15 protein-coding genes are annotated in these 15365 nt (G+C 63.0%); 10 read left to right on the top strand and 5 right to left on the bottom strand.

Annotated features, from left to right (window positions below; translation table 11 throughout):
* Window positions 1–53 precede the first annotated feature (53 nt).
* Window positions 54–1067 carry a tryptophan--tRNA ligase gene (gene trpS, locus G8E03_RS00820; protein WP_166187537.1) on the bottom strand — a complete coding sequence of 338 codons (1014 nt, stop codon included), beginning with the start codon at window positions 1065–1067 and terminating at the stop codon, window positions 54–56.
* 56 nt (window positions 1068–1123) lie between these two features.
* Here trpS and G8E03_RS00815 point away from each other — a divergent pair, with 56 nt between their 5' ends.
* The gene (locus tag G8E03_RS00815; RefSeq protein WP_166187534.1) at window positions 1124–1570 is read left to right on the top strand and encodes a YaiI/YqxD family protein; all 447 of its coding nucleotides are present in this window, start codon (window positions 1124–1126) and stop codon (window positions 1568–1570) included.
* On the opposite strand, the gene G8E03_RS00810 is transcribed toward G8E03_RS00815, so the two are convergent.
* The gene (locus G8E03_RS00810; protein ID WP_166187532.1) at window positions 1483–2754 is read right to left on the bottom strand and encodes an MFS transporter; all 1272 of its coding nucleotides are present in this window, start codon (window positions 2752–2754) and stop codon (window positions 1483–1485) included. The two genes, G8E03_RS00815 and G8E03_RS00810, sit on opposite strands and share 88 nt — an antisense overlap.
* A gap of 165 nt (window positions 2755–2919) precedes the next feature.
* Here G8E03_RS00810 and G8E03_RS00805 point away from each other — a divergent pair, with 165 nt between their 5' ends.
* Together G8E03_RS00805 and G8E03_RS00800 are read left to right on the top strand one after the other, a co-directional pair.
* A complete protein-coding gene (locus tag G8E03_RS00805; RefSeq protein ID WP_221892663.1) occupies window positions 2920–3129 on the top strand; it encodes a DUF1127 domain-containing protein in 210 nt (69 codons plus the stop codon).
* Between the two features lie 158 nt (window positions 3130–3287).
* Complete coding sequence (locus tag G8E03_RS00800) at window positions 3288–3506, top strand: DUF1127 domain-containing protein (protein ID WP_240910379.1); 219 nt, start codon at window positions 3288–3290, stop codon at window positions 3504–3506.
* Window positions 3507–3650: 144 nt separating this feature from the next.
* On the opposite strand, the gene G8E03_RS00795 is transcribed toward G8E03_RS00800, so the two are convergent.
* Complete coding sequence (locus G8E03_RS00795) at window positions 3651–6104, bottom strand: ATP-dependent helicase (protein ID WP_166187530.1); 2454 nt, start codon at window positions 6102–6104, stop codon at window positions 3651–3653.
* A gap of 562 nt (window positions 6105–6666) precedes the next feature.
* On the opposite strand from G8E03_RS00795, the gene G8E03_RS00790 reads away from it, so the two are divergent.
* The 5 genes from G8E03_RS00790 to G8E03_RS00770 all read left to right on the top strand — a co-directional run bounded on the left by G8E03_RS00790 (window position 6667) and on the right by G8E03_RS00770 (window position 11569).
* Window positions 6667–7821, top strand: coding sequence for an alpha-hydroxy acid oxidase (locus G8E03_RS00790; protein WP_166187527.1), 1155 nt, complete (start codon window positions 6667–6669; stop codon window positions 7819–7821).
* 56 nt (window positions 7822–7877) lie between these two features.
* Window positions 7878–8501: an SCO family protein gene (locus G8E03_RS00785; protein ID WP_166187525.1), complete on the top strand. Its 624-nt coding sequence runs from the start codon at window positions 7878–7880 to the stop codon at window positions 8499–8501.
* A gap of 69 nt (window positions 8502–8570) precedes the next feature.
* Window positions 8571–9128: an ActR/PrrA/RegA family redox response regulator transcription factor gene (locus tag G8E03_RS00780; protein WP_166187522.1), complete on the top strand. Its 558-nt coding sequence runs from the start codon at window positions 8571–8573 to the stop codon at window positions 9126–9128.
* Between the two features lie 233 nt (window positions 9129–9361).
* Window positions 9362–10264, top strand: a complete 903-nt coding sequence (locus G8E03_RS00775; RefSeq protein ID WP_166187520.1) for an AAA family ATPase — start codon at window positions 9362–9364, stop codon at window positions 10262–10264.
* Between the two features lie 48 nt (window positions 10265–10312).
* The gene (locus tag G8E03_RS00770) at window positions 10313–11569 is read left to right on the top strand and encodes a vWA domain-containing protein (protein ID WP_166187517.1); all 1257 of its coding nucleotides are present in this window, start codon (window positions 10313–10315) and stop codon (window positions 11567–11569) included.
* A gap of 14 nt (window positions 11570–11583) precedes the next feature.
* On the opposite strand, the gene G8E03_RS00765 is transcribed toward G8E03_RS00770, so the two are convergent.
* Window positions 11584–11757, bottom strand: a complete 174-nt coding sequence (locus tag G8E03_RS00765) for a hypothetical protein (RefSeq protein ID WP_166187515.1) — start codon at window positions 11755–11757, stop codon at window positions 11584–11586.
* Between the two features lie 312 nt (window positions 11758–12069).
* On the opposite strand from G8E03_RS00765, the gene G8E03_RS00760 reads away from it, so the two are divergent.
* Both G8E03_RS00760 and G8E03_RS17635 read left to right on the top strand, forming a co-directional pair.
* Window positions 12070–13092 carry an XdhC family protein gene (locus tag G8E03_RS00760; RefSeq protein WP_166187513.1) on the top strand — a complete coding sequence of 341 codons (1023 nt, stop codon included), beginning with the start codon at window positions 12070–12072 and terminating at the stop codon, window positions 13090–13092.
* Window positions 13093–13095: 3 nt separating this feature from the next.
* Window positions 13096–14694, top strand: coding sequence for an NTP transferase domain-containing protein (locus G8E03_RS17635; protein ID WP_166187511.1), 1599 nt, complete (start codon window positions 13096–13098; stop codon window positions 14692–14694).
* Here the strand turns inward: G8E03_RS17635 and G8E03_RS00750 are convergent, their stop codons facing one another.
* Window positions 14695–15360 carry a hypothetical protein gene (locus tag G8E03_RS00750; protein ID WP_205793168.1) on the bottom strand — a complete coding sequence of 222 codons (666 nt, stop codon included), beginning with the start codon at window positions 15358–15360 and terminating at the stop codon, window positions 14695–14697. It abuts the gene before it with no gap.
* Window positions 15361–15365 lie beyond the last annotated feature (5 nt).

Genomic DNA, 15365 nt, shown 5'->3' with positions numbered 1-15365 from the left:
GCGCATATCGTAAGATGCGCCTCCGGCGGGGATATTTTGCGAAAGTGAAACGCTCAGCGGACGAAGCCCACGATGTCGTAGGTCTGCGCGATGATCGGCTCGGCCATGGCGGCGGCACGCTCCGCGCCTTGGGACAAGACGCGGTCGATTTCGGTCACATCGCCCATCAGTCGGGCCATTTCGGTGCTGATCGGCGCCAGCTTGTCGACGGCGAGGTCAGCGAGCGCCGGCTTGAAGCTGCCGAATTGTGAGCCGCCATGCTGTGCGATCACGTCTGCCGCGGTGATTTCGGCCAAGGCGGCGTAGATGTTCACCAGATTGCGGGCCTCGGGGCGATCAGCCAGACCCTCGACGGTTTCGGGCAGCGGCTCGGGGTCGGTCTTGGCCTTGCGAATCTTCCTGGCAATCGTGTCGGCGTCGTCGGTCAGATTGATGCGGCTGGCGTCGGACGGGTCGGATTTCGACATCTTCTTGGTGCCGTCGCGCAGGGACATGACGCGGGTGGCCGCCCCCTCGATGATGGGCTGAGTCTCGGGGAAGAAGTCGACACCGTAATCGTGGTTGAACTTCGCGGCGATGTCGCGGGTCAGCTCAACGTGCTGTTTCTGATCCTCACCCACCGGCACATGCGTCGCGTGATAGAGCAGGATGTCGGCAGCCATCAGGGCGGGATAGGCGTAGAGGCCGAGGGAGGCTTTTTCGGCGTTCTTACCGGCCTTGTCCTTGAACTGAGTCATCCGGTTCATCCAGCCCATGCGCGCGACGCAGTTGAACACCCAGGCAAGCTGGCTGTGCGCGGGCACCTGGCTTTGATTGAACAGGACGGATTTTGCCGGGTCCAGACCGCAGGCCAGATAGGCGGAGGCAAGCTCCCTCGTGGCGTGGCGCAGATCGGCAGGGTTTTGAAAGCTCGCGGTGATCGCATGCTGATCGACGATGCAATAGATCGTCTCCATCCCGTCGTTCTGCATGGCGACGAAACGTTTCACCGCGCCCAGATAGTTGCCGAGCTGAAGGTGGTTGGTCGGCTGGATGCCGGAAAAAACGCGTGGGGTGAAGCTGGTCATCGATAAGCCCTCGGGATAGATCGGATGCGTTATCGCGTTTTGAGCAGGATTTGCCAATGCCCCTCTACATCGATGCGGATGCCTGCCCGGTCAAGGATGAGGCCAAGAAGGTGGCGCACCGCTACAAGCTGCGGGTTTTCGTGGTTTCGAATGGTGGCATCCGGCCCGATCCGCACCCGGACGTGCAGACCGTTGTGGTCGAGGCGGGACCGGATGTTGCCGATCAGTGGATCGCGGATCGCACGGGGCCGGGGGATATCTGCGTCACATCGGACATCCCCCTAGCCGACCGGATCATCAAGTCGGGGGCTGCTGCGATTCGCCCCGATGGCGAGGTCTTCACCGCAAGCTCCATCGGGCATCAACTGGCCATGCGCGATCTGATGACCGATCTGCGGGCCGCGGATCCGTTTCGTCAGGGCGGGGGCAAGCCGTTCTCCAAATCGGACCGATCGCGGTTTCTGGACAAACTGGATGCCCTGGCACGCAAGGCCGTGCGGTAACGCAGCAATACCACGCCAAGGGCCGTCGCACTCAACAATGCGGCGAGGACCAACGCGGGCTTCAGGCCGAACGCATCCGCCCCGGCCCCAAGTGCCAGCGCACCCAGAGCGGTCGCGCCTATGGCCGTTGTGGTCCACAGGCTCATCACCCGGCCGCGCATGTCGTCGTCGAGCCTGATCTGGATCGCGGATTGAATACCAACCCCGACCTGCGTTCCCGCCGCGCCCAATCCTGCAGTGCACAGCAGGGCCAGCCACCAGTACGGCGCATGGGCCAGCGCGATCACCAGCACGAGGGACGCCGCCGCCCCGATCAGGGACGCACGCGGCAGCCCGTCCGCCGGGGCGATGGGATGTCTGGCCAGACTGATGGAGGATACCATTGCTCCCAGCCCCGCAGCCGCCGTTAATTGCCCTAAGCCCGATGCCCCGCGCGCGAAGGCTCCATCGGCAATCACCGGCAGAATCTCCTGCACGCCGCGCGCGGACAGGGAGGTGATCGCGGTGACCAGAATGCCCGTCAGGATCAATGGATCGGCCCGGGTGTGCGCGATGCCGTCGCGGAAGCTCTCCAGAAATCCGATCCTGTCCGTTGGCGACCCGGACTTGGGCCGGGGGCGGATAATGTTCAGCGCAAACAGCAAGGGCACGAATGCGGCGGCGTTGACGATCAGAGCCGATCCGACGCCCATCGTGGCGATCAAGGTGCCCGCGATGAAAGGCCCCAGAAAGCGTGAGAGGTTGAAGTTGATCGAGATGATCGGCACGGCGGCCCCGATCGCCTCAATCGGGACCAGCCGGGGGGCCATGGCCATGCGGATCGGGTGGTGCAAGGCCGTGACCAGACCGATGGATACGGCGCAGACGGCCAGAACGGCCGCGCTGAGCAGGTCTGTGAAATAGGCGGTCATCAATGCGAGGCTTACGCCGAACAGCGCGGCCTGGGTGCCAATGGCGGCGCGGCGCACGTCGGTTCGGTCAGCGATCACACCCAGAAACGGGCCGAAGATCAGTGTCGGCAGCATCATCAGAAAGGCCAGGATACCGACGAAACTGGCGCTGTCGGTCAGGGACCAGCCGAGCCATGAGATGGTAATGCGTTGAATCCACACGCCATTCAGGCCGAAGAAATTGCCTATGACATATATGCGGAAATCGCGGTGTGTCAGTGCGGATGGGATCATCCCCCACACATATACCCCTTTGCCGTCAGAGCCATGCGAGACTTGCAAGGCGGCACGGCGTCAAAGCGCTTTGAATTGTTCGGGCACATGCACACTTATTGCGGTGCAGCACGAACGGAGCCGATCAATGGTGATAGGTGACCGGCATCAGAAAGGAGACCTGATATGGCTATGCTAGCACACGATACGAACCAAGGACGTGGACTGACGGCATGGATGCACGATCAGGCACAGAACTTCGCCCGTTGGCGGACATACCGTGATTCTGTTCGGCAATTGAGCCTGCGGAACGAGCATGAGCTCGAAGATCTCGGTATCGCGCGGGGTGAAATCCGCGATCTGGCGCGGCGTTCCACCTACGGAATGCGCGGGTGACGCTGGGTCATTAACGCCGTTCCCCAATTCACAGCCATGCATTTTGTGCATGGCGATGCGGATAGAACGACGATTGTGGAGAAAGCTGCGACCCATATATTGCACTGCAGCAACAGCATGGAGGCCACGGACGGCCTCAAACTTGAAGGACCGAAAAAATGGCATTTGTAACTGCAACCGACTTCAACACCGAAAACACCTTGATGGCGCGCATCACCGCATTTGCGGCGAAAAAGCGTGAGGCGTTTGTGGCCCACCGTGTGTACCGCAAGACGGTAAACGAACTGTCCGCGTTGAGCGGCAGCGAGCTGGCCGATCTGGGCCTGACGCGCGGGTCGATCCACGCCACTGCCCATCGGGCCGTCTACGGAAACTAATTGCTTTCCCTCGAAAGAGGGAGCCAACCCACGCCGCGTACGCGCAGCGTGAGGTTAACCTGAACGGCAGTGTGCACGCGGGTCCTCCCCCCGCTGGCCGCTGCCGTTCTTGTTTTTGGGGGCCGAACAGGCAGCATCTGCCGCCTAGAACGGAACGTCGTCCGCTGTCGTCAAATAGCTCGCCACGACTTTCTTCTGACCGGCCTTCTCGAACGCAATAGTCAGTTTGTCGCCCTCCAGCGTTTCCACCGTGCCGTAGCCGAATTTCTGATGGAACACACGCTCACCCAATTCAAAGGCGGGGGTGGCGGTGACATCAATGGTCATGTTCCGCGCCTCGGCCGGGGCGCGAACGGCGCGGCGGCTGGTGTTGCGCTGCATGCGTGCCCATCCGGGGGAGCTGTAGACATCGGCCTTCGCCGCCTTGTCCATCAGATCGCTGCCTTGCATGGCCTGTTCACGCGGGCTGGCCGTCGCCGCCGCGCCAAAACCGCCACCGTAAAGGCCCGGAGGCGTCAGGATGTCCACATGCTCCGCAGGCAATTCGTCGATGAAACGTGAGGGCATGGCGCTGTTCCACTGTCCATAGGTCATGCGGTTCGCAACGAAGGAGATGGTGCAATGCCGCTCCGCCCGCGTGATCCCGACATAGGCCAGCCGGCGTTCCTCCTCCAACCCCTTCAGGCCGTTTTCGTCCATGGAGCGTTGCGAGGGGAACAGGCCGTCCTCCCACCCGGGCAGGAAGATCACCGGGAATTCCAGACCCTTGGCCGCGTGCAAGGTCATGATCGTGACCTTCTCCGCCGCGTCCTCCGTGTCGTTGGACATGACGAGGGCAACGTGTTCGAGGAACCCTTGCAGATTCTCGAACTCCTCCAGCGCGCGGACAAGTTCCTTGAGGTTTTCGAGACGGCCCGGTGCCTCGGGCGTCTTGTCGTTCTGCCAATGGGCGGTGTAGCCGGACTCGTCCAGGATCATCTGGGCAAGCTCGATATGGCTCAACGGCGTCTCCACCCCGGTGGGTCTGGCCACGATGGGTTCGTCCAGGTCGATCACATCATCCGAGTGTGGACCGGGCTTGTCCGACCAGGCCATGATCGCGCGCCAGCGATCGAGGTTGCGGATCAGTTCGCCCAGGTTCTTGCCGCCCTTGCCCTTGATCGCGCCGTCTGCGACCACGGTTCGCGCCGCGTCCATCATCGAGACGCCGTTGTCGCGCGCGAAACCGTTAATGGTGGCCAGCGCCTTGTCCCCCAGACCGCGCTTGGGGGTGTTGATGATCCGCTCGAAGGCCAGATCGTCCTCCTCCGAGATCACGACACGGAAATAGGCCATGGCGTCGCGGATTTCGAGCCGTTCGTAGAAACGCGGCCCGCCGATGACGCGGTAGGGCATGCCGAGCGTCAGGAACCGATCCTCGAACGCGCGCATCTGGAACGAGGCCCGCACCAGAATCGCCTGACCGTTCAGCCCGATCGGGTCGAGACCGCGGGTGCCGCGCTGATAGCTCTCGATTTCCTCACCGATCCAGCGGGCTTCCTCATCCCCGTCCCAGTGGCCGATCAGGCGGACCTTCTCACCGCCCTCGGCGGCGGTCCACAAGGTCTTGCCCAACCGGTCTGCATTCGAGGCGATAACGCCGGAAGCCGCGGCGAGGATATGCTCGGTGGAGCGATAATTCTGTTCCAGCCGGATCACGGTCGCGCCGGGGAAATCCTTCTCGAATTTCAGGATGTTGCCGACCTCTGCGCCGCGCCAGCCATAGATCGACTGATCGTCATCGCCCACACAGCAGATGTTCTTGTGGCCCTGCGCCAGCAATCGCAGCCAGAGGTACTGCGCGACGTTGGTGTCCTGATACTCATCCACCAGAATGTATTTGAACCAGCGCTGATACTTCGCCAGCACGTCTGGATATGTCTGGAAGATCGTCACGACATGCAGCAGCAAATCACCGAAATCGACGGCGTTCAGCGTGATGAGGCGCTTTTGATATTCCTCGTAAAGCTCCGCCCCGCGATGGTTGAACGCGCCCTGTTCCGAGGCCGGTAGTTTGTCCCACGTCCAGCCGCGGTTTTTCCACGTGTCGATGATGCCGGCCAGCATCCGGGGCGGCCAGCGTTTCTCATCAATATTATGTGCGCGAACGATCTGCTTGAGCAGGCGCAACTGGTCATCCATGTCCAGAATCGTGAAGTTCGATTTCAGATCGACCAGTTCGGCATGGCGGCGCAGCAAGCGATTGCACAGCGAATGGAAGGTGCCGAGCCACGGCATCCCTTCGATCACGCCGCCGACATGACGCCCCACGCGAGTCTTCATCTCTCGCGCAGCCTTGTTGGTGAAGGTCACGGCGAGAATTTCGTTCGGCTGGGCGCGTCCGGTGTTCATCAGATGCGCGATGCGGGTGGTCAGCGCCTTTGTCTTGCCCGTGCCGGCACCGGCCAGCATCAGGACAGGCCCGTCCAGAGTCTCCACCGCCTGGCGTTGCGCAGGGTTCAGATCGTCGAGATAGGGCGCTGGACGTGCGGCCATCGCCCGTGCTGACAGGCTTTCACGCTCGAAGCTCTCAAATGGGTCGTCGTCGAAATCGTTCATGCGCGAAATGTAGCGCGCCCGGTCCGGAAATTAAAGCGCCGTTCCTGTATCGTTCCGCTGGGTCGAGGCATGGGACATGCCAGGGCGGTACGGGGCAGCAATGCATCTCGAACCAGTTGCAATGGCGTGGCATTCAAAGGCGTCGGCGCCATTTCAGGTGCTGTCAGGCTTGAAGTGGAGGGGGGCAGACATGGAAGCCTCCCGACTTCGTAACAATGTTTCAATACTGCGAAATATCGTGCATGGCTTCAGAAATATGATACTGTTCATGGTGGGATACACTACAGGGGGGAGAAGGGAATGGACAGGGATGCTACTCTGGGCCTTGGCTATCGTGTGGGTCGCCTTTTCCGCGGGCATTGGATATGCAGCGTATCTGACCGGGCGTAGCTGGCTGCGCTTCAGCTTGATTAGCTTGTTTTTAACTCCCTTTTTCGCAGGTTATTCACTGTGGCGGCGCAATAGATTGCATGGCCCGCGACGGTGGGTCGACTACAGTTGACCCTGTGGTTCCGGGCCTGCCGCGCTTGACGGATTTGTGGCTCCGGTGCTTTGTACCCGGATGGTAAATCTGGACGACAAGTTTCCCTCAATCAGCGATCTGGCTGCGGCCGCAAAGCGCAGGATACCCCATTTCGCATGGGAATATCTGGACAGCGGCACGACAGCGGATGCGGCGATGACGGCAAACCGGGCCGCGTTGGATCGGATCAGGCTGCTGCCTCGAGTCCTGAAGGGTGAGCAGGAGCCGGACCTGGGCACGACCCTGTTCGGCCAACGCTATGACGCGCCCATTGGCATGGCGCCGGTTGGCATGACCGGGGTGATGTGGCCGGGAGCGGAACTGATGCTGGCCGATACCGCCCGCCGGGGCGGCGTGCCCTATTGCCTGTCCACCGTCGCCGCGAAAACGCCCGAGCAGGTCGGGCCTGTGGCGGGCGATATGGGGTGGTTCCAACTCTACCCGCCCCGATCACATGACCTGATGCGAGACGTGCTGTCGCGCGCATGGAACAGCGGGATGAAGGTTCTGGTGCTGACCGTCGATATCCCCAGGCCCAGCCGCAGGGAGCGTCAGCGCCGTGCCGGTCTGTCGATCCAGGCCGGGGTCAGCCGTCAGATGCTGAGCCATGTGGCGCGGCGACCGGCCTGGGCCCTCGCGACGCTGCGTCATGGCAATGCGACGCTGGCGACCATCGCCAAATATGCCGGAACGCAAGATCTGGCGGGGGTGCGGAAGTATTTCGTCAACGAATTTTCGCACAACCCGTCCCTAGCCTATCTCGAAGCCTTGCGCGCTGAATGGAAGGGCGCGCTGGTGGTGAAGGGCGTGCTCCACCCCGAGGACGCCCTGATTGCTGAAAGGGCAGGGGCCGACGCGGTGTGGCTGTCGAATCACGGGGGGCGGCAGTTTGACGCGGCTCCGGCGGCGATCACGGCCCTGCCGCCGGTCGTGCAGGCGCTGGGCGGGCGTCTTCCGGTGCTGTTTGACAGCGGCATCAGATATGGCGGCGACATCGCGCGCGCCATCGCGCTGGGCGCGGATTTTTGCTTTGCAGGAAGGCCTTTCCTGTATGGTGCCGCGGCGGCCGGGCAGGCTGGCGCCGATCAGGCACTGCATATCTTGACCGATGATCTGCGCAATTCGATGGCGCAATTCGGAGCGCAGACATTGACCGATCTGCGTAGGCCCGGTGCGATCCTCATGGAAGCTTGAGTGGCATCTGCCGCGCCCGACCTCTACACATCGTGCAAAACCGGATGGAGACAGAAATGACCCGCTTTGCCGCCTATGCCGCCGCCGCCGTCGTATTCCTTGGATTGGGGGTAACGGCCTTTGTCGCGCTGTGGCCGCGTGAGGGGCAGGATCGCTTCGCGCAGTGCCGGGCCGGTGTGGTTACCGGTGGTGGTGGCTCCATCGGCGGACCGTTCTCCCTTATCTCGGAAACGGGCGAACGGGTCAGCGACGTGGACGTGATTGATCGGTTGAGCCTGGTTTATTTCGGATATTCCTACTGTCCGGATGTCTGCCCGGTGGATCTGTTTCGCAACGGTGAGGCCGTCTATGCGCTGGAGGAGCAGGGGATTGACGTCAAGCCGGTCTTCATCACCGTTGATCCAGAACGTGATACCGTACAGCAGATGTCGGAATATACCGACTTCATGCATCCCGATATGGTGGGCCTGACCGGGCCGCGCGATGATATAGATGCCGCGATCGCCGCATATCGTGTCTATTCCAACCGGGTCGGCGACGATCCCGATGATTACCTGATGGACCATTCCTCCTACACCTATCTGATGGCGCCGGAGGAGGGCTTTCTGGATTTCTTCCCCAGTTCGACCTCGCCCGAGGAAATGGCGTCCAGAGTTGCCTGCTTCGCTTCGCAACTCTGATCGAATGATCCAATTGGCAGGTTCGTGCGTATACTTACCATACGCCAGATAACCGGAAGGAATTTCACTATGTCTGTCGCTACTGCCGAGCTTGACTTGGGTCCGGACCCGTCCCTGCTGCTGCTCGACGATGATGAACCGTTCTTGCGGCGGCTGTCCCGGGCGATGGAAAAGCGCGGTTTCGACGTGCGTGAGGCAGGAAGCATTGCCGACGGACTGAATGCCGTTAAGGCCTCGCCACCTGCCTACGCCGTGCTCGACCTACGGCTGGACGATGGCAATGGTCTGGAGGTGGTCGAAGCTTTGAGAGAGGCGCGCCCGGACGCGCGGATCGTGGTCCTGACCGGCTATGGCGCGATCGCCACGGCCGTGGCCGCGGTCAAGATCGGGGCGACTGACTACCTGTCCAAACCGGCTGACGCCAACGATATCGTGTCTGCCCTGCTTGCCCGGCCCGAGGATAAACCCGCCCCGCCCGAAAATCCGATGAGCGCGGACCGGGTGCGCTGGGAACATATCCAGCGCGTGTATGAACTGTGCGATCGCAATGTCTCCGAGACCGCGCGGCGGTTGAACATGCACCGCCGGACCTTGCAGAGGATACTTGCGAAGCGGTCGCCCCGGTAATCTCCAGTGATTATTTTTTGCGATGCTGCGGCATGGCCCAAGCTAGGATCGTTGAAACGGTTGATGATGCGCTGCGCGCTGACCGATCTGGCGTGTATCTACGGACAGCCGACCTTGGTTTTCACGTCGTCGAATATGCCCGCCCGCGGGCACGCCCGAGTCAATAGGACCTTTCGCATCTTGACCCCGCCGTGTGGAGCGGCACCTTGCCTCTCAGGCACGAGGAGGCGACCATGACGCAATTACCCGCAAGCATCGACGCGACACAAACCATGCTGGGGGATGTCGGCTATGTCGCGGGGCGTGATCTGAGCACGGTGGTGTTTCTCGCGCTCAAACTGGGTCGCCCGCTGTTTCTGGAGGGGGAGGCCGGTGTCGGCAAGACCGAGATCGCCAAGGCGCTGGCCGCATCGCTCGACCGTCGGTTGATCCGCCTGCAATGTTACGAGGGCCTCGATGCGTCCTCCGCCGTTTATGAGTGGAACTTCGCCGCGCAGATGGTCGCGATCCGCACGGCGGAGGCGCAGGGTGGGGCGGAACGCGCGGCCCTGACGCGTGAGCTGTTCTCCGAGGATTATCTGATCTCGCGCCCCTTGCTGGAGGCGATGCGCCCGCAGGAGGGCGGCGCGCCTATCTTGCTGATCGACGAGCTGGACCGCACGGATGAGCCGTTCGAAGCCTTCCTGCTGGAGGCGCTGAGCGATTTCGCCGTCACCATTCCCGAACTTGGCACCATCACCGCGCCCGAACCGCCGATTGTGATTCTGACCTCAAATCGCACGCGTGAGGTGCACGACGCCCTGAAACGTCGCTGCCTGTATCATTGGGTCGATTACCCCAGTTTCGAGCGGGAGATGGAGATCGTCACCGCCCGCGCGCCCGAAGCCGCCGAAACCCTCAGCCGGGAGGTGGTGGCCTTCGTGCAGAAACTGCGCGGCGAGGATCTGTTCAAGAAACCCGGCGTGGCCGAAACCATCGACTGGGCGAAATGTCTGGTCGCGCTCGACGCGGTGGAGCTTAGCCCCGCCGTGATCGCGGATACATTGGGCGCGATCCTGAAATATCAGGACGACATTCAGAAATTGCAGGGGTCCGAGGCCAAGAGGCTGCTCGATGCCGCGAAGGCCGAGCTTTGAGCGCGCGGCGCTGCGCGGGGATATTTGCACGATCAGAAAGGCCGAAGCGTGGTTGAGTTCACTGACCTGCCCCTGCCGGAAAACCCCAGGCTGGCCCAGAACCTGACGCATTTCGCGCGGGCGCTGCGCCGCGCGGGTCTGCCGATCGGGCCTGCGCAAGTGCTCGACGCGATCCGCGCGGTGGAGGCCGCAGGCTTTTCACGCCGCGAGGATTTCTTCTGGACGCTGCACGCCTGTTTCGTGCGCAAGCCGGAGCAGCGCGATGTTTTCGGGCAGGTGTTCCGGCTGTACTGGCGCGACCCGCAATTCCTCGAAAAGATGATGGAAATGTTGATGCCCATGATGCGCGGCGTGAACGAGGCACCCGATCCGAAGCCGGCAGAACGGCGGGCGGCGCAAGCCTTGCTGGACGAGCCCGACATGCCCCCGCCCCCGGTCGAGCAGGAGGAATCCGACGAGCTGATCGAGATCGACGCCACGCTGACCTTTTCCGCCGATGAGAAGCTGCGCCACACGGATTTCGAACAGATGACCACCGCCGAACTGGCCGAGGCGCGCCGGGCCATCGCGCGTCTGGAATTGCCGGTACAGCCCATCGCCTCACGCAGGACTCGCCCTGCGGTCAGCGGGCATCTGCCGGATTGGCGCGCCACGATGCGTGATGCGATGCGGTCCGGTGACCTGCGAAAGCTGCACATGCGCGAGCGGCGGCAGCGGTGGCCCAATCTGGTGGCGCTGTGCGATATCTCCGGCTCCATGTCCGGCTACAGTCGGATGTTGCTGCATTTCCTGCATGCCGCGGCCAATCAGAAGGGGGCCGGTTGGGCACAGGTCCATGCCTTCACCTTCGGCACGCGTCTGACCAATATCACACGGCATCTGCGCCACCGCGATGTGGATGCGGCCCTCGCGGCAACAGCGGCCGAGGCGCGGGATTGGGAGGGCGGCACACGTATCGGGGCCTCCCTGCATACCTTCAACCGCGACTGGTCGCGGCGGGTGTTGGGGCAGGGGGCGGTGGTGCTGCTGATCACCGATGGCCTGGACAGGGAGGAGCCAGCGCAACTGCTGCGCGAGGCGGAGAGGTTGCGCCTGTCCAGTCGCAAGCTGATCTGGCTGAACCCGCTGCTGCGCTTCGATGGTTTCGCGCCAAGGGCTCGGGGCGTGCGGGCATTGCTGCCACATGTGGACAGCTTTCGTTCCGCACATTCCATTGCATCACTGGAGGATCTGTCCAAGGCGTTGACCCGGCCCGAGGATGCCGGGATGCAACGTCGGATGATGGGAATGATGTCCGACAGATGATCCCGTGGCAGAGCTTACTTTTCGCCGCGCGACTGAATGACCAGCGCGATTTCCTCAAGGGTCATATCAGCGAGCTGCTCACTGCTCAGCCCTGTCAAACCGCCAAGATGGCTGTTTTCGGCCTGGGCGGCGATCGGCATGGCGATCAGCGTAATTGCGATCAGGGCAGTATTCAAAATACGGTACATAATGGAACCTTTAATCAACTATATCGGGATGACGTATATGACTGTGACCGGCGGTCTCTAAAAGGCCGGAAATGGGCATATCGCTGTTTCCAAACCGGGCACAATCGTTGCATTCGCGGGCGTGACCTCAACCGGGACCCGCCCCGTCAAAAGTGCGGTCCCTAGTGAGGATGGCGTTCGTATTCGGCTCATTTTGAAGTCCCTCGCTGTTTGCGCCCTAAGTAAAAGCTACGAACGATTGATATTGAAAGTTTCAAATGATCTATCTGGCAGGCAATAGTATTGCGTCGGTTTACGATGGAGGTCCGTGCGATGACGCAGCATCTGGATGAGATTCCCCGGATCGCGCTCGATTGGGTGCAATCGGGGCGGCGTATCGCCTTGGCGACCGTGATCCAGACATGGGGATCGGCGCCGCGCCCCGTCGGCTCGCAGCTGGTCATTTCGGATGAAGCGCAAATGATGGGCTCCGTCTCAGGTGGATGCGTCGAGGGGGCGGTGGTGGAGGAAGCGCTCGCCGCGCTGGAGGACGGTCAGCCGCGCGTTCTGACATATGGCGTCAGCGATGACGACGCGTTCGCCGTCGGGCTGGCCTGCGGGGGCACGATCCGCATCCTCGTCGAACCTGTCGGTGGTGAGAACGGGCTGGATGAGGCCTTGTTGAGCGTTCTGGTTGAGGCGCGCGCGTCAGGGCGGGCGCTGACCTGCGTGACGAGCCTGCACGACTGGTCGCGGGTCTTGCTGGATGGGTCTGCCGGTACGCCACTGGGCCTGCATGTCCGTGACGCGATCGCATCCGACCGTTCGGCCATCGTCACGGTGGAGGGGGAGGAGTGGTTCATCGCGGTGCACAACCCGCCCCTGCGCCTGTTTATCGTGGGGGCCGTTCACATCGCCCAACCGTTGAGCCAGATGGCGCAGATGCTGGGCTATGCCGTTACCGTGATCGACCCGCGTGAGGCATTCGCCTCCACCGAACGGTTTCCGACGGTCGAGTTGAAACATGAATGGCCGGATGATGCATTGAGAGAGGCAAGGCCGGACGGCCGCAGTGCGATCGTGACCCTGACCCACGACCCCAAGCTGGACGACCCCGCTATCGTGGCCGCCCTGGGAATGGATGTGTTCTATCTGGGTTGTCTGGGATCGACACGGACCCATGCCAAGCGGGTGACCCGCCTTCAGGCGGCGGGGTTCAGCCCCGACGCGATAGCCCGGATCCATGCCCCCGTCGGGGCGGATATCGGCGCGAAAAGCCCGGCGGAGATCGCCGTTTCCATCCTCGCCCAGATCACCGAGCGGTTGCGCCGGGTCGAGACGCGGCCCGGCAGGTGAACCATGCAATTCGGTGAGGTGGAAACCGCAGAGGCAGCAGGCGCGATCCTCGCCCATTCGGTCAGCGTGGGAACCCTGCGGTTGCGCAAGGGGCGCAGGTTGTCGCCTTCGGATATCGAGGCCCTGGCAACGGCTGGCGTGGGGCGCGTGGTGGTGGCCCGCCTGGGCGATGCCGATATGGGCGAGGACCGTGCGGCGGAAAATGTGGCGGCCCGTATGGCGGGGCCGAATATGCGCGTGGCGTCGCCCTTTACCGGACGGGTCAATCTCTATGCCGAAACGGCAGGCCTGTTGCGCGTGGATCGCGCTGTCGTCGATGCGCTGAACGGTGTGGATGAGGCGATCACCCTCGCCACCTTGCCCGACTACGCGCGGGTCGAGGCACGCACCATGCTGGCGACGGTGAAGGTCATTCCCTATGCGGTGCCGGATGATGTCGTTGCTGCGGCAGAGGCCTGTCTGGGCCAACCCGCCCTGGCACTGCATCCGTTTCGCGCGCGACGGATCGACCTCTTTCTGACAGCCACCCCTGGCATGAAACCTTCGCTGCTGGACAAGGGCGAGGCCGCAGTGCGCCGGCGGCTGGATCGGCTGGGAATGACAACGGGTGAGGTTCACCACCTGCCACACGAGGTTCAGGCGCTGGCACATGCGCTGGGGCAAAGCGAAACGGAACTGGCGCTGATCCTCGGCGGATCGGCCACGTCGGACCGTGCGGATGTGGCCCCCGCCGCCGTCATCGCCACAGGGGGCCGGATCGAGCGGTTCGGGATGCCGGTCGATCCGGGCAATCTGCTGTTTCTGGCGCAGATCGGCGCGCGGCGCGTCGTCGGCCTGCCCGGTTGCGCACGTTCGCCGGCGCTGAACGGTGCCGACTGGATACTGGAGCGTCTCGCCGCCGATCTGCCTGTGACCGGGGGCGACATCGCGGGGATGGGTGTCGGCGGCTTGCTCAAGGAGATTCCGACACGTCCGCAACCGCGCGATCGCAAAGCATCATCGCGCAAACCGTGGGTGGAGGTTCTGATCCTCGCCGCCGGAACCTCCAGTCGGATGCGCGGGCGCGACAAGTTGCTGGAACAGGTGGGGGGGGAGGCATTGTTGTCTCGTGTCGTGGGTCAGGCGGTGGCCAGTTCGGCCGACCGGGTGCACGTCATGTTGCCGCCCGCCTCCCCCCGGCAGGCCAGCGTCGCGAACAGGGGCGCGCAGATCGTGAAGGTCGCCGATCCGGGTGAGGGGATGGCCGCGTCGATCCGTGCCGGGCTCGCCGCACGCAGGACCGATGCGGACGCGGTGATCGTCATGCTGGCCGACATGCCCGATATCACATCCGCTCATATCGACCGGCTGATCGCGGCGTTCAGCCCCGCCGACGGACGGGAGATCGTGCGCGCGACCGATGAGGACGGCACACCGGGGCATCCCATCCTGTTCGGCGCCCGCTTTTTCGAGAGTCTCGCCCGGTTGGAGGGCGATCGCGGCGCGCGCGATCTGCTGCGCGAGGCGAAGGAATATCTGGTCGAGGTCGCGCTGGACGCTCAGACCGCGACCACCGATCTGGACACGCCAGAAGCATGGCAAAGCTGGCGCGAGGGGCGTTGATCAAGGCATTTCGAGGATCAGCACCTCGGAGTTTCGACCAATGCGCACCGTGTCGCGATCAATCGTCAGGACACGCCAGCCATCCACGAGCGTGCCACGGGCAATGGGCTGGAAATCGCCATTGGGCATCCGCAGGAGGGCGCGGCGCGTTTCCTCTGTACCGAACACGCCGATCAGGGTGATGCGGTCCAGCGAAATCCGGTCATCATCGCTCGCCGCGTTGCGCACGGTCGCGGTGGCGGGCGTGCTCTCGTTCTCCTCCTGCACGCGCTGGATCTGCTGCTGGGTGACGATAGAGCGGATCTCCCGCCCGAACCCCTCGGGCCGGGGGCGGGGGCGCAGGATGTCGCTGGCCGGTTCGCTGACCACGTCGATCGGTGCATCGGTGTCAGGCAGTTGTTCGACGACGGCGCGGTCGGTGATGTCGGTCGCGACGGTCGCGCGGGGGCGCGGGCGAACGATGGTGCCGGTCTGATCGACGGCAACCGGTTCACCGATGATCGAATTTTCACCCACCAGCCCGGACATGTTGATGCCGCTCGGTCGGGGCCGGGGCGGCATGGAGGTCTCCACCGCTCCACTTGTCTGTTCGCCGGCCTGTGCAACACGAAGACCCGCGACCGGGGATACGTTGCGCGACAGATGGCCGTGCAGTGGAATATCCATACTGA

Source organism: Pontivivens nitratireducens, assembly GCF_011290545.1.
GTDB classification, from domain to species: domain Bacteria; phylum Pseudomonadota; class Alphaproteobacteria; order Rhodobacterales; family Rhodobacteraceae; genus Pontivivens; species Pontivivens nitratireducens.
This window is presented reverse-complemented; position numbering and strand designations above follow the sequence as displayed.